Below are 13570 nucleotides of genomic sequence, written 5' to 3'. Positions count from 1 at the left end.
TCTGTCAACGTGCTGACGGGGGCTTGCCATGCGCATTTCGTACCGGTATTGTGCAAGCGTTCGACAAAGCGTCACGGAAGAGTTCGTCCTCGCGACGACGCCGACGGAGCAACCGCCCCGGAAACTCTCAGGCAAAAGGACCGTGCGCGCTGGAACATCTGGAGAGCGGCGCCTTTGCGCGCCCACCGAAGGGGAGCCCAGGCTGCCGGCGTGAACGTCGGGTGGCACGCGGGCGAAACTCTCAGGTACATGGACAGATGGGGCATCGGTGCCGGCTGCGGCATGTGGCCAAGGCCGGCGATGCTCAATCAATCTGGATCATGTCATGTCACGAATCGCCATCATCGGCGCCGGGATCACCGGCGTCACGACCGCTTACGCCCTTGCGCAGCGTGGTTTTCACGTCACCGTCATCGAGCGTCATCGCTATGCGGCGATGGAAACGTCCTTCGCCAATGGCGGGCAACTGTCGGCGAGCAACGCCGAAGTGTGGAACAGCCGCGCCACCGTGCTGAAAGGCCTGAAGTGGATGTTCACGCGCGACGCGCCTCTCCTCATGAATCCGCGGCCCGGCTGGCACAAGTACAGCTGGATGGGCGAGTTCCTGCGGCAGATTCCGAACTATCGTGCGAATACGGCCGAAACCGTGCGCCTTGCGATCGCGGCGCGCGAGCATCTGTTTCGCATCGCGCGCGACGAGAAAATCGACGTCGATCTCGAACGGCGCGGCATCCTGCATTTCTACGCGAGCCGCAAGGAGTTCGACGCCGCATCGAAGGTCAACGAGATCCTGACCGGCGCGGGCCTCGACCGTCACGCGGTCACGCCGGAAGAGATCGCATCGATCGAGCCGACCTTGCGCGGTGCGTTTCATGGCGGCTTCTTCACGCCGTCCGATTCCACCGGCGACATCCACAAGTTCACGCGCGGACTCGCCGATGCATGCGCGCGGCGCGGCGTCGAGTTCCGCTACGACACGTCGGTGACATCGATCGACGAACAGGCGGGGCGGCTCGCGCTCAACGTCGAGCACGCGGGCGAGACGCAGGCGCTCCAGTTCGACGGCATCGTGATCTGCGCGGGCGTCGGCAGCCGGGCGTTCGCATCGATGGCGGGCGATCATCTCAACGTCTATCCGGTCAAGGGCTATTCGATCACCGTCTGCCTCGACGACGCGCGCAGCCGTGATCACGCGCCGTGGGTCAGCCTGCTCGACGACCGCGCGAAAATCGTCACGAGCCGGCTCGGCGCGGACCGTTTCCGCGTGGCGGGCACGGCGGAACTGAACGGCTTCAATCGCGATATCCGCGCGGATCGCATCGCGCCGCTCGTCGAATGGACGCGGCGTCATTTCCCCGATGTATCGACCGCGCGCGTGATTCCGTGGAGCGGCCTGCGCCCGATGTTGCCGAGCATGCTGCCGAAGGTCGGGCAGGGCAAGCGTCCGGGCGTGTTCTACAACACCGGGCACGGGCATCTCGGCTGGACGTTGTCGGCCGCGACGGCTGAGATCGTTGCGGAAACGGTGTCGCAGCGCCTACCTTCGAAGCGCGTGCACGTCGGCGCATCGTCGCAGGTGAGGGTGAATACGCCGGCGTGATATCGTCGGCGCACTGTTCACTGTCCGAAGGAGCGCGCAATGGCCGAACTCGTCAATTGCCTGTGGTTCGACGGTAATGCCCGTGAAGCGGCGGAGTTTTACGCCGCCACCTTTCCCGATAGCCGCGTCGGCGCGGGCCATGCGTCCGCGAAGCCGGGCGTGGGGCAGGGGCCGGAACTGACCGTCGAGTTCACCGTGCTCGGCCAGCGCTTCCTCGGACTGAACGGCGGCCCGAACTTCAAGCCGAACGAAGCGGTGAGCTTCATGGTGCATACCGGCAGCGCGGAAGAGACCGATCGCTACTGGAACGCGATCGTCGGCAATGGCGGCGAGGAAAGTCGGTGCGGCTGGTGCAAGGATCGCTGGGGTTTTTCATGGCAGATCACGCCGAAACGGATGCTCGAGATTTTCAGCGGCCCGGATCGCGAAGCCGCGAGACGCGCGATGGACGCGATGATGACGATGAGGAAGATCGACATCGCCGCGATCGAGCGCGCGGCGGCGGGCGGCTAAAGGCTCAACGATCGAATTCCTTCGTCTGATCGGCTTCCTCGAACATCTTGCCGAAGCCCGTCGGCACGAGCACGACGGAGCGATCGGCGGGATCGTAGTGATCGGCGAGTGCGAAGGCTTCGGAGATGATCGTCTGCACGTCCTGACGCAGCATCGTCACGTCGAAGGACAGATGCGCGGCGAACGGGTCCCAGTCGAAGCAGCCGACGACCGCCGATTTCCACGCATCGGGTGATAACGTCGATGTGAACTGCACGAGACCTTCGAAGGCGGTGATCGAGTTCATCAGCAAGCCCGATGGCAGCCGCCCGAGCTTCTCGTGGCGGACCGCGAGCGCGCGTCTCGCGGACGCGGCGTTGTAGCCGCAGCATTCCACGGTATCGGACGCGGGCGCGATGCGCCGTGCTTCGAACGCATCGCGAAAGCCCGCGATGCGCGTCTCGGTCGCGTATTCGCCTGCCACGCCGCCGAGCAGAATCAGTTCGTCCGGAGATTCGCCGCGCGCGATGAGCTTGTCGATCAGCACATCGGTGATCGCGCGCGCGCCGCTGCGATTGTCCGACACGACCGACGGCGCGCCGTCGCCGGGCAGATCGACGTTGATCGACGGCACGCCAGCCGCCGAGCACAGCGCGTTGAGCGGCGCCGGATTGCGCACGCCGGCGATGAACAGCAATTCGACCCGCTGTGACAGCAGCGTCTCGGTGACGCTCACTTCGACAGCCGGATCGCGCTGCGTGCCGACGACGATCGGACACAGGCCGCGGCTGCGCGCCTGATCCTCGAAAGTCTGCGCGAGGCCCGCGAAAAAGCGGTTGCGGTAGTGCGGCAGCACCATGCCCGCGAGCCCCGATCGCGACAGCCGCAGCCCGCGCGCCTTCATGTTGACGTTGTAGCCGAGCGTGCGCGCGCTCTCCAGAATCCGGTTCGCCGTCTCCTCCTTGATGCGATAACGCGTCCAGGTGCCGTTCAGCACCATGCTCACTGTGGCCGTCGACGATCCCGTCGCCTTCGCGATGTCGTAGATCGTCGACTTCTTTCCGGGGGTATTGCTGACCATCGGGCTTCGCTCCAACCGCGTGTGTTTTCCCAGACGGTAGCCTGTCCGAAAGACGGAACCGAACTAGGGTTTGTCCGAGTCGACCCTGTTGCTGAATAGATTCAGCATACGCCGAACCGGGTTGCTGAATGGATTTAGCGTCATTCGTCCAGACACCGGCGCATCTGGAATTCCGATCACTCAACTGGGCGTCTCCTCGATGTGTGCGGATGTCCTCCGGAGGAGACATGTCCAAGAATATGATTCGCTCGTTGTGTGCAGGCGTGGCCGCATTCGCGTTGGCAATCGGCATGGCCTCGGCGTCGCCCGACAAGCCGGTCATCGGTGTCGTTGTGAAGATCGGCGGCATTCCGTGGTTCAACGCGATGGACGCCGGCATCAAGAAGCGCGCCGAGCAACTCGGCGTGAAGGCGTTCATGGTGGGCCCGACGAGCGCCGATCCGGCGCTGCAGGTGCGTGCGATCGAAGATCTCATCGCGCAGAAGGTCGATGTGATCGGCGTCGTGCCCAACGATGCCGAAGTGCTCGAACCCGTGTTGCAGCGCGCCCGCGCGGCGGGCATCAAGGTCATCACGCACGAATCGCCCAAGCAGAAGAACGCCGACTGGGACTTCGAGCTCGCGTCGGTCAAGGGCTTCGGCGAGGCATACGCGAAGCGTCTGGGCGAAGCGCTCGGCGGCAAGGGCGAATACGCGGTGTTCGTCGGCTCGCTGACGGTGCCGTTGCATAACGCATGGGCCGATGCGGCCATCGCGTACATCAAGGCCAACTATCCGGGCATGACGCTCGTCGGCGACCGGTACGGCGTCGCGGAAGATGTCGATGCATCGCGCAAGACCGCGCTCGATCTGATGCGCGCGCATCCGAATCTGAGGGCGATTCTCGCGTTCGGCAGCCAGGGGCCGATCGGCGCCGCGCGCGCGGTCCAGGAAAAGCAGATGAAGGGCAAGGTGCTCGTGCTCGGTCCGTTCTCGCCGGGGCAGGGCCGCCGTCTCGTTCACGACGGCGTGCTGACCGGCGGCTACATGTGGAATCCGGCGCAGGCCGGCGAAGTCTTCGTGACGCTCGGCACGATGGTCGCGAAAGGTCAGCCGATCAAGGACGGCACGAACATTCCGGGTCTCGGCGTCGTGCATCCCGATGGCCACAACCTGATCGTCGATCAGCTGGTCGATCTCAACGAGAAGACCGTCGACGAACTCGCGAAGTCGGGCCTCTGAGCGTTGCATGATGCGCGAAGCCGCCGCCGCCGAACCTGACCGCACGCCTTTGCTTGCGCTCGACAACATTTCCAAGGTGTTCGGCGGCGTGAAGGCGCTGAAGGCCGTGAAGTTCGACGTCATGCCCGGCGAAGTGTTGTGTCTCGCGGGCGAGAACGGCTGCGGCAAGAGCACCATCATCAAGATCATCAACGGCGTGTATCAGCCGGAGCCGGGCGCGGTGATGCTGATGGACGGCGAGTCGATCGAAGGTCTCGATCCGGCGCGGGCGCGCGAGCTCGGCATTCAGGTCATCTGGCAGGATCTCGCGCTCTTTCCGGAGATGACCGTCGCGGAGAATATCGCGTTCGAGCAGAACCTCGGAGGCCGTCCGCGCTTCGTCAATTACGGGAAGATGAAAGAGGCGGCGCGCAGGATTCTCGCGCGGCTCGGCGTCGGCATCGATCTGAACCGGTCGGTGCGTTCGCTGTCGATCGCGCAGCGCCAGATCGTCGCCATCGCGCGGGCGCTCGTGCGCGATGCGCGCCTCGTGTTCATGGATGAGCCGACGGCATCCCTGAGCCACGCCGAGACCGAGGCGCTGCTCGCGATCGTGCGCCGCCTGTCGGCGGACGGCATCGCGGTGGTGTTCGTGAGTCACCGGCTCGCGGAAGTGCTCGAAGTCTGCACGCGCGTGACCGTGCTGCGCGATGGTCAGTACGTCGGCACGTTCCCGACCGAAGGGATGACGCAGACGCGTCTCACGGAACTGATGACGGGCCGCACCTTCGATTACGAAGTGCGCAAGACGGACCTTTCCGCGGCGCCAGTCGTGCTGGACGTGCGGGCATTGTCGCGTGGCCGCGAATACGCCGATATCTCCTTCGAAATCCGCCGAGGCGAAATTCTCGGCATGACGGGACGACTGGGCGCGGGACGCACGGAGCTTGCATTGTCGTTGTTCGGCATGACGCGGCCGCGCGCCGGATCGATGCATATCGAAGGCAGAGAGATCGCGCTGCGCTCGAATCGCGATGCGATCCGCAAAGGCATCGCGTATGTGTCCGAGGACCGACTTTCGCTCGGACTGGTGCAGCCGCAATCGATCAGCGACAACACGGTCGCCGCGGTGCTCGACCATCTTCTGGACGCGACGCATCTTATTTCTTCGCGCAAGCGCAACGACCTGATCGCGGACTGGATCGCGCAACTCGCGGTGAAGACCGGCGAGCCGGACGATGCGGTCTCGACGCTATCGGGCGGCAACCAGCAACGCATCGTGCTCGCCAAATGGCTGGCGACGAACCCGAAGCTGCTGATCCTGGATTCACCGACTGTCGGCGTGGACGTGGGCGCGCGCGCGGGCATCTTCGCGATCATCCACAAGCTGGCGGCGCTCGGCATGGCGATCCTGCTCATCTCCGACGAAATTCCCGAGGTCTACTTCAACTCGGATCGCATTTTGCACATGCGCGACGGCCGCATCGTCGGGGAATACGTGCCGGGCGCGACGACCATGGAACACATCGAGCGAGACGTCCATGCCTGATCTGCGCAAATTCGGGATCGGTTCGATAGAGGCGCTGCTGATCCTCGTGATCGCCGTGATGATGATCGGGCTGAGCCTCACGACATCGACGTTCCTCACGCTGTCGAACCTGTTCGATCTGCTCAACCAGAGCTCGGTCAACATCATCTTCGCGGTGGGATTGCTGGTCGTGCTGATCGCGGGCGGCATCGACATTTCGTTCGCGGTGGGGGCGTCGGTCGCGCAGTATCTGACCGCGCTGACCGTGATACGGCTCGGCGGCGGCAACTGGGCGCTCGGCTTCATCGCCGCGGCGTGCTTCGGATTTCTGCTCGGCGCGTTCAACGCGACCATCATCTATCGCTTCAAGATCGTCTCGATCGTCGTGACGATCGCCACGTTCAACGTGTTCTTCGGCGGCCTCATGTTTCTGACGGGCGGCGTGTCGATCTACGATCTGCCGGACTGGTGGGTCGATCGCGTGTCGATCGTGCATTTCGATACCGCGAGCGGCGCGGCGAATCTCGCGCTGCCCGTCGCGGTGATGGTCGCGATGGTCGCGGCGACATGGTTCCTGCTGCGCCGCACGACCACGGGACGCCAGCTCTACGCGATGGGCGACAATCCCGAGGCGGCGCGGCGCGTGGGCGTGAACATCGGCGCGATGCATTACATCGCGTTCGGCTGGCTCGGCATGATGGCGGGCATCGCGGGACTGATGCAGGCGCACTACGTGCAGGAAGTGGTGCCCAACGCGCTGTACGGCCGGGAGCTCGATGTGCTCGCGGCGGTGGTTCTGGGCGGCGCGCGTCTCGGCGGCGGACGCGGCACGATCCTCGGCGCGATCCTCGGCATCCTGCTCACCGCGATCACCGCGAACGGGCTGAATCTGCTCGGCATCTCGCCGTATGCGTTCAAGATGATCATCGGCGCGATCATTCTCGTCGCGATCACCTTGTCGAGCGGCGGCTTCGCGAAGCTCGTCGGATCGCGTTTCGCGCCGGCAGGCGGCAGGGCTTCGTCATGAAAACGCGCTCGTCCCAACCGCTCGTTCCCGCCGATGTCGCCGGTCTGCTCGGCTTTCTCGTCGTCGTGATCGTCGCGATGAGCTTCGCGTCCGATCGCTTCTTCACGGCGAGCACGTTCGTATCGGTCGCGTTCCAGTTGCCCGAGCTCGGCTTCTTCACGCTCGCCATGCTGATGCCGCTGATCTCCGGCGGCTTCAATCTCGCGGTGACGTTCACGGCCAACATCTCGGGCCTCGCGATGGCCTATGTGCTGCACACGCACGGCGGCGCGGACGCGGGCGCGCTCGCGATCCTGCTCGGCATCGCCGCCGCGCTGGCGACGGGCGCGGCATCGGGCTGGGTGATGGGCGCGGTGATCGCGCGAACCGGCGCGAGCCCGATTCTCGTCTCGCTCTCGATGATGATCTTCCTGCGCGGCCTCGGCGAATTCCTCACGCGCGGCGGCGATATCTCGGGCTTTCCGCCGTTCGTGCGCGAGATGGGCAACGGCGTGTTTCTCGGCGTGCCGATTCCGCTGTGGATTTTCATCGGCTGCGCGGTGCTGTGGCATGTCGTGATGACGCGCTCGCGGCTCGGCTTCGCCACCCGCATGATCGGCTCGAATCTCGAAGCGACGCGCTATTCCGGCATCGCGACGACACGCGCGGTCACGCGCATCTACATGCTGTCCGGACTGATGTGCGGCGTTGCGGGCGTCGTGATGGCGGCGCAGTTCAATTCGGTGCGCGTGGGTCATGGCGAGGCGTTTCTGCTGATCTCCGTGCTGGCGTGCTTCCTTGGACGCGTCGATCCGTTCGGCGGATTCGGGCGCGTGGTGCCGGTCGTCATCGCGCTGGTGATTCTTCAGGTGATCGCGTCGGGGTTGAATCTGCTCGGCGCGAATCAACATCTCGCCACCGCGTTGTGGGGCGTGTTCCTGCTGGTGGTGATGCTCATCCGTTGGGCGTGGGCCAACGGCATTTCCAAAACACGGTTCCGCAGGCGCGTGACCGCATCGGAGGGAGTCGCACGATGAACAAGCTTGGCGTACATGCACTGGTGTGGGAGGGCGATCTGACGCCGGAATCGACACGCAAGGTGATCAGCCAGACCAGGGCCGCCGGTTTCGATCTGGTCGAGCTTTCGCTGCACGGGCCGAAGGTGATGGATCTCGCGTTGACGCGCGATCTTTTGCAGGAGCACGGGCTGGATATCGGCTGCTCGCGCGGACTGACTTTCGATGCGGACGTTTCGAGCGAAGATGCCGCGACGGTCGCGCGAGGTGTCGCGTTGCTGGAGGAAGGCATCACGATTACTTCGGAACTGGGCGGCGGTTATTTCGGCGGCATTCTTTATGGCGCGATGGCGAAGTATTCCGCGCCCGTCACGAAGCAGGGCCGACGCAATGCGGTGGATTCGCTCAAGCGTATCGCCGAATTTGCGCAGAAGAAGAACGTGACGCTCGGGCTCGAGGTGGTGAATCGCTATGAGAGCAATTTGCTGAACACGGCGTCGCAGGCGCTCGCGCTGATCGACGAGGTGAACGCGCCGAATGTCGTCGTGCATCTCGATACGTATCACATGAATATCGAGGAATCGGATTTCATGCAGCCGGTGCTGGAGTGCGGGAAGCGGCTCGGGTATGTGCATATCGGCGAGAGCAATCGAGGTTATCTCGGCTCGGGGACGATCGACTTTTCGCAGTTCTTTCACGCGCTCGCGATGATCGGGTATCAGGGCGTCGTGACCTTCGAGAGCTTTTCGTCGACGGTCGTGAACGAGCAGTTGTCCAATGCGCTTGCGATCTGGCGCAACCTTTGGGACGACGGGATGGATCTCGCGGTGCATGCGCGTGAGTTCATCGCGGGGGGGATTAATGCCGCGGCGATGGCGCGGGAGCATCATTGATGGTGGTGTTGGGTTTGGGGTAGCGTGGGGGGTTGTTTCGCCGGATCCCGTTTTCTTTTTGGTTTATTAGCGTTGCCCCTGTGCGGGGCGGCAGTCACTTTCTTTGCTGCTGCAAAGAAAGTAACCAAAGAAACAGCTCTCCCCAGCCTAAGCACTTCACACCGGCCGCGGCACAGGCGATTGGCTGAATGGCCCGGCAGTAGCGAGTGCCCTCGAAGGTCTCGCGGGGCTTGGACCGCGCACGGTCTGCCACATCGCACCGTTGTGCTGACTGGTTCAGCACCAAATAGCTCCAGCCCGCTTCGCGGCCGACGGGTCAATCGGGTGCGCGCGGGCTTCTTCGATGGTTTCCCTCGCATACCCGACGGCAGCGCGTAGCGCTGTGCCGATGCTATTTGGTGCTGAACCAGCGCGCTAAAACACCTAGCGCGTCAGACCGTGCGCGAGCCAAGCCCGAATAGGCCTTTGAGGGCGACACTTAGGCGAGTGCCATTGGCGGCTGGCAAGCATGGCCAACGTGCGTGTGACCGAGGGCGGTGAGAAGCTGCTTTCTTTGGTTACTTTCTTTGCAGCAGCAAAGAAAGTGACCCCCGCCCCGGGGAGGGGCAGTGCTAATAAACCAACACGAAACCGGGATCCGGCGAAACAAACCCCGAACCACAACAGCCGCCTCCCCAATCAAACCTCTACAACGACCGCTCGATAGCCTTGCCGAGCAAATCAATCCCGAGATCGATCTCTTCCTCGCTGACGGTGAGCGGCGGCGCAATACGAAACACCCCGCCCATGCCAGGCAACTGCACGATATTCATGCTCAACCCGAGATTCATGCACTCGCGCGTGATCTTCGCGCCGAGACCATCGGCGGGTTCCTTGGTGCGTCGATCCTTGACGATCTCGACACCGAGCAGCAGACCGCGCCCGCGCACATCGCCGATGCAGTCGAACCGTTCCATCAGATCGAGCAGGCCGCGCCTGAGCCGCGCGCTCATCACGTTCGCGCGCGCGACGAGCCCGTCGCGCTCGACCACATCCAGCACGCGCAGCCCGACGGCAGCCGGCAATGGATCGGACACATGCGTCGTATAAAACAGATAGCCGAGCTCATGCGCTCTTTCTTCGATCGCCGCCGAAGTCACGGTGGCCGCAAGCGGCAAGCCCGCGCCCAGCGTCTTCGATAGCGTGAGGATGTCGGGCGTGACGCCGTCGCGCTGGCACGCGAACATCGTCCCCGTTCGGCCGATGCCGGTCTGCGCTTCATCGAGGATCAGCAGCATGCCGCGCTCCTCGCACTTGCGCTTCAACGCCGCCATATAACCTTCCGGCAATTCGATGATGCCGCCCGAGCTCAGTATCGGTTCCGCGATAAAAGCCGCGAGATTCCCGCTCGACTGACGATCGACGAGATCGAACGCGTAATCCAGTTCCGCCAGCCAGTCGTAATGACCGTTGCGCTCGAAGCGCGCGCGATACGGAAACGGCGCGGGAATCGCGAACGAGCCGACCGCCGCCGGACCGACGCCCTTGCGCCCCGCGCTGTACGTGGCGGACGCGGCATGTCCCGTCATGCCGTGCCACGACTGCGCGAAGCCGACGATTTCATATCGCCCCGTGACGAGCTTCGCCATGCGGATCGCCGCCTCGTTCGACTCCGCGCCCGTGCTGAGCAGAAGCGCGCGATCGAGCCCGGCGGGCGTGATGTCGGCGAGACGTGTCGCGAGATCGACCACGGGACGCGACAGCATCCCGCTGAAGAGATGGTCCAGCTTGCCCGCATATTCGCTGATCACCGACACGATGTCAGGGTGACTGTGACCCAGCACGGCGCTCATCTGTCCCGACGTGAAATCGAGAATCGCGCGGCCGTCGGCGTCGTAGACGAAGCTGCCCTGGGCGCGCTCGATGATCATCGGCTCGAAGGTGCCGCCGTAGCGGATAAGGTGCTGCCTGGCGTTCTGCCAAAAAGTTGCGTCGTTGTTCTTGGACACCGTGCTTCTCCTGGCGAAAGGTGAAAGAACTTGCAGTGTAGTCGGCGCTCTGGTTTTATAGAATCGAATAGTTCTAATGCGAGATAGAAGAGGATCTAATATCTTGAGTCTTTCGCTTGAGATCGAATTGCTGCGATCGTTCGCCGTCATCGCGGAAGTGCGGGCGCTTAGCCGCGCGGCCGAGCGCATCGGCCGGACGCAATCCGCGCTCAGCCAGCAGATGAAGCGGCTGGAGGATATCGTCGATCAGCCGCTCTTTCAGCGCACCGGCCGCGGCGTCGTGCTGACGAATCCCGGCGAGCGTCTGCTCGTGCACGCGCAACGCATCCTGCGGCTTCACGATGAAGCGATGGCCGATCTGTGCGGCAAAGGGCTTTCGGGCAGCATCCGCTTCGGCTGTCCGGACGATTACGCCGCCGTTTTCCTGCCGAGCCTGCTGCGGCAGTTTTCGAGCCAGCATCCGCATGCGCTCGTGGAAGTCGTGTGCGGCCCGACGCCCCGGCTCGCCGAGCAGTTGAAGAAGCGCGCGCTGGATCTCGCGATGCTCTCGCTGCCCGAAGACAACCCCGGCGACCACGTGATCCGGCGCGAGCAGCTAGTCTGGATCGGCTGTCCGGGGATGGATTCGGCGCACTACGATCCGTTGCCGCTCGCGCTCTCCGATCCGGATACGCTCGATCACATCGCCGCGTGCGACGCGCTGCAGCGCGCGGGCAAGGCGTATCGCATCGCGTATGCGAGCAGCAGTCTCGCGGGTCTCACCGCGCTGGTGCGCTCGGGGCAGGCTTTCGCGGTCATCACGCAGACAGCGGTGCCCGCGGATCTCTCCGTGCTGAATGCCGATCCCGGTCTGCCCGCGTTGCCGGACGTGGGCATATCGCTGAAGTTCGCGCGCGAGCGGCCGTCGCTGCTGACGGCGGCGTTTGCGGAGCACATCCGGTTGACGCTGCCGTTGCTTTGATTCGATTCGGCGAAATGAACCGCAAATCGCCCGCTTTCCGGCGCTTGGCGCCGCATTTGCGCGCGCTAAGATACTTTCCATCCCCTCTAGCTCTTTTCCCTCCAGGGAGTGAGCGATCTTCGCGTCGTGCGGATTTTCGTCCGCACGACGCTTTTCTTTTGCGGCCGAAGCTGGCGTGTGCGGGCTACACTAACCGCTTACTTTTCGCGCGCCGAACGCCATGCCATCACGCGATCACGACAGCGCCGACGCCTCGCAAGATCCGGCACTGCTGCGGCGCCTCCTGCGCGCCAAAGACCGCATGGATGCGTCGTCGCACGAAGACTGGCCGGTCAGGCGTCTGGCCGAAGTCAGCGGCGTCTCCGAAGCGCATTTCGCGCGCTCGTTCAAGCGAGCCTTCGGCATTCCGCCGCATCGCTATCTGCTGACGCGGCGCATCGAGCAGGCCGTCACGCTGTTGCGCGACACCGACCTTTCCATCACGGACATCGCGTTTGTCACCGGCTGGGAAAGCCTCGGCACCTTCGGCCGCATCTTTCGCGATATCACGGGCCACAGTCCGGGCGCGATGCGCGTCGAGTCCCGCGCCGTCGCGCCCGCGCTCGACCGCGTGCCCGCGTGCGTACTGAAGGCTGCGCAGCGCCCCGATCTCACGATCGCAGTTTTGGAGAAGCGGCGGCGGGGCGCGACGGGTACAGTGCGGCCATCTTCAACGAAGGAGGTCACATGAACCAGGGCATCAGCGTGGTGGGCATCTATGTCGACGATCAGGACGAAGCGTTCGCGTTTTACGTCGACAAGCTCGGATTTCGCGTTCACACCGACGTGCGCAACGGCACGTACAGATGGCTCACCGTGCAGCATCCGGATCAGCCATCGTTCCAGCTCGGCCTGTTCGCGCCCGGCCCGCCCATTCACGACGACGCCACCGCGCTCACGCTGCGCGCGATGGTCGCGAAAGGCGCGATGCCGCCGCTCGTGTTGTCCGTCGCGGACTGCCGCGCGACCTACGAACGGCTGAAGGCGAGCGGCGTGGAGTTCACGCAAGAGCCGGTGGAACGCTTCGGCAGCGTCGATGCGGGCTTTCGCGACCCCGCCGGCAACGGCTGGAAGATGATCCAGGCGCCGCGCTGAACGGGACACGATCTGTCCGTGTTCGCGGCGACGATGAGGTCTGTTCATGAAATGCTTCGAACATGACCGACTTGCTCCTTCAATCGCAACGAACCGGCACGGCTTCCTCGTATGATCCGCCTCGCGACACGCCGGCGCTCGTGCTGGCGTGGATCAGGCGCGCGCGCGAATCGCAGATACGTCACTACACGATGGCCGACCGGCTGACGCGCTGCGGCCGACGCCTCGGTCTTGGCGTCATCGGCATCACGGCGGCGACGGGCACGTCGGCGTTCCTTTCGCTCGTCGCGCAGGCGGTGTCGCCTGACGTGCGCATCATCATCGGCATGACGAGTCTGAGCGCGGCCGTGCTCGCCTCGTTGCAGACGCTTCTGCGCTATAGCGAGCGGGCCGAGCTGCATCGCCGTGCGGGCGCGCAGTACGGCGCGGTGCGGCGGCGTCTCGAAGCGCTCCACGCCGCCAGTCCCTGTGTGCACGACGCATGTGTGATCGATGCGGTGCGCGACGAACTCGATCACATCGCGCAGACCGCGCCGCATTTGCCGCGCGCGGCGGCGAAGTCGTGATCGTCGGAAACACCGCCGGCGTTTTTGCCACTTCAGGCCAATCCCTTGGCGGAATCCGTCAGGAGCGACGCAGGCTGACGCGTTCGACGTAGCGTGTAAGGGCTCC

The 13570-nt window shown here is 64.2% G+C and carries 13 protein-coding genes and 2 riboswitches; of the genes, 11 read left to right on the top strand and 2 right to left on the bottom strand.

Annotated elements, in window-relative coordinates:
* The first annotated feature begins 64 nt into the window (after positions 1-64).
* Positions 65-153, top strand: a riboswitch (glycine riboswitch).
* A gap of 2 nt (positions 154-155) precedes the next feature.
* Positions 156-260, top strand: a riboswitch (glycine riboswitch).
* Between the two features lie 65 nt (positions 261-325).
* Positions 326-1600 (top strand): D-amino acid dehydrogenase, encoded by a 1275-nt coding sequence (locus tag ACEN42_RS24785; protein WP_371885022.1) that lies wholly within the window; start codon positions 326-328, stop codon positions 1598-1600.
* Positions 1601-1639: 39 nt separating this feature from the next.
* On the top strand, positions 1640-2113 hold the full coding sequence (locus tag ACEN42_RS24780) for a VOC family protein (protein ID WP_371885021.1): 474 nt from the start codon (positions 1640-1642) through the stop codon (positions 2111-2113).
* A gap of 4 nt (positions 2114-2117) precedes the next feature.
* Here ACEN42_RS24780 and ACEN42_RS24775 read toward each other — a convergent pair whose 3' ends face one another.
* On the bottom strand, positions 2118-3173 hold the full coding sequence (locus ACEN42_RS24775) for a substrate-binding domain-containing protein (RefSeq protein WP_371885020.1): 1056 nt from the start codon (positions 3171-3173) through the stop codon (positions 2118-2120).
* 227 nt (positions 3174-3400) lie between these two features.
* Here ACEN42_RS24775 and ACEN42_RS24770 point away from each other — a divergent pair, with 227 nt between their 5' ends.
* Genes ACEN42_RS24770 through ACEN42_RS24750 form a run of 5 tightly spaced genes read left to right on the top strand, consistent with a single transcriptional unit; the run spans position 3401 to position 8815 of the window.
* Positions 3401-4393, top strand: a complete 993-nt coding sequence (locus ACEN42_RS24770; protein ID WP_187606845.1) for a substrate-binding domain-containing protein — start codon at positions 3401-3403, stop codon at positions 4391-4393.
* 10 nt (positions 4394-4403) lie between these two features.
* Entirely contained in the window at positions 4404-5921 is a 1518-nt protein-coding gene (locus ACEN42_RS24765; protein ID WP_374191217.1) for a sugar ABC transporter ATP-binding protein, read from the top strand.
* Positions 5914-6927 carry an ABC transporter permease gene (locus ACEN42_RS24760; protein WP_187606843.1) on the top strand — a complete coding sequence of 338 codons (1014 nt, stop codon included), beginning with the start codon at positions 5914-5916 and terminating at the stop codon, positions 6925-6927. Before ACEN42_RS24765 ends, ACEN42_RS24760 begins: the two co-directional genes overlap by 8 nt.
* The gene (locus ACEN42_RS24755) at positions 6924-7943 is read left to right on the top strand and encodes an ABC transporter permease (RefSeq protein ID WP_238212302.1); all 1020 of its coding nucleotides are present in this window, start codon (positions 6924-6926) and stop codon (positions 7941-7943) included. The genes ACEN42_RS24760 and ACEN42_RS24755 overlap by 4 nt, the downstream gene beginning before the upstream one ends.
* Positions 7940-8815 (top strand): sugar phosphate isomerase/epimerase, encoded by an 876-nt coding sequence (locus tag ACEN42_RS24750; protein WP_250486527.1) that lies wholly within the window; start codon positions 7940-7942, stop codon positions 8813-8815. Before ACEN42_RS24755 ends, ACEN42_RS24750 begins: the two co-directional genes overlap by 4 nt.
* 686 nt (positions 8816-9501) lie before the next feature.
* Here ACEN42_RS24750 and ACEN42_RS24745 read toward each other — a convergent pair.
* The gene (locus ACEN42_RS24745) at positions 9502-10803 is read right to left on the bottom strand and encodes an aspartate aminotransferase family protein (RefSeq protein WP_187606840.1); all 1302 of its coding nucleotides are present in this window, start codon (positions 10801-10803) and stop codon (positions 9502-9504) included.
* A gap of 76 nt (positions 10804-10879) precedes the next feature.
* On the opposite strand from ACEN42_RS24745, the gene ACEN42_RS24740 reads away from it, so the two are divergent.
* The 4 genes from ACEN42_RS24740 (at position 10880) to ACEN42_RS24725 (ending at position 13464) form a co-directional block, all read left to right on the top strand.
* The gene (locus ACEN42_RS24740) at positions 10880-11764 is read left to right on the top strand and encodes a LysR family transcriptional regulator (protein WP_371885018.1); all 885 of its coding nucleotides are present in this window, start codon (positions 10880-10882) and stop codon (positions 11762-11764) included.
* Between the two features lie 220 nt (positions 11765-11984).
* Positions 11985-12494 carry a helix-turn-helix domain-containing protein gene (locus tag ACEN42_RS24735; RefSeq protein WP_250486573.1) on the top strand — a complete coding sequence of 170 codons (510 nt, stop codon included), beginning with the start codon at positions 11985-11987 and terminating at the stop codon, positions 12492-12494.
* Entirely contained in the window at positions 12491-12898 is a 408-nt protein-coding gene (locus tag ACEN42_RS24730) for a VOC family protein (protein ID WP_371885017.1), read from the top strand. The genes ACEN42_RS24735 and ACEN42_RS24730 overlap by 4 nt, the downstream gene beginning before the upstream one ends.
* Positions 12899-12960: 62 nt before the next feature.
* Positions 12961-13464, top strand: coding sequence for an SLATT domain-containing protein (locus ACEN42_RS24725; protein WP_250486575.1), 504 nt, complete (start codon positions 12961-12963; stop codon positions 13462-13464).
* The last annotated feature ends 106 nt before the right edge of the window (positions 13465-13570 follow it).

Source organism: Caballeronia sp. S22 (assembly GCF_964261745.1).
Lineage (GTDB): Bacteria > Pseudomonadota > Gammaproteobacteria > Burkholderiales > Burkholderiaceae > Caballeronia > Caballeronia jiangsuensis.
The sequence above is the reverse complement of the archived record's forward strand: the minus strand, read 5'-3'. Positions and strand labels throughout refer to the sequence as shown.

Bases quoted from the DNA above. Each gene is read 5' to 3' on its own strand.
- ACEN42_RS24785 (WP_371885022.1), top strand. From the start codon at position 326: ATGTCACGAATCGCCATCATCGGCGCCGGGATCACCGGCGTCACGACC.
- ACEN42_RS24780 (WP_371885021.1), top strand. From the start codon at position 1,640: ATGGCCGAACTCGTCAATTGCCTGTGGTTCGACGGTAATGCCCGTGAA.
- ACEN42_RS24775 (WP_371885020.1), bottom strand. From the start codon at position 3,173: ATGGTCAGCAATACCCCCGGAAAGAAGTCGACGATCTACGACATCGCG.
- ACEN42_RS24770 (WP_187606845.1), top strand. From the start codon at position 3,401: ATGTCCAAGAATATGATTCGCTCGTTGTGTGCAGGCGTGGCCGCATTC.
- ACEN42_RS24765 (WP_374191217.1), top strand. From the start codon at position 4,404: ATGCGCGAAGCCGCCGCCGCCGAACCTGACCGCACGCCTTTGCTTGCG.
- ACEN42_RS24760 (WP_187606843.1), top strand. From the start codon at position 5,914: ATGCCTGATCTGCGCAAATTCGGGATCGGTTCGATAGAGGCGCTGCTG.
- ACEN42_RS24755 (WP_238212302.1), top strand. From the start codon at position 6,924: ATGAAAACGCGCTCGTCCCAACCGCTCGTTCCCGCCGATGTCGCCGGT.
- ACEN42_RS24750 (WP_250486527.1), top strand. From the start codon at position 7,940: ATGAACAAGCTTGGCGTACATGCACTGGTGTGGGAGGGCGATCTGACG.
- ACEN42_RS24740 (WP_371885018.1), top strand. From the start codon at position 10,880: ATGCGAGATAGAAGAGGATCTAATATCTTGAGTCTTTCGCTTGAGATC.
- ACEN42_RS24735 (WP_250486573.1), top strand. From the start codon at position 11,985: ATGCCATCACGCGATCACGACAGCGCCGACGCCTCGCAAGATCCGGCA.
- ACEN42_RS24730 (WP_371885017.1), top strand. From the start codon at position 12,491: ATGAACCAGGGCATCAGCGTGGTGGGCATCTATGTCGACGATCAGGAC.
- ACEN42_RS24725 (WP_250486575.1), top strand. From the start codon at position 12,961: ATGACCGACTTGCTCCTTCAATCGCAACGAACCGGCACGGCTTCCTCG.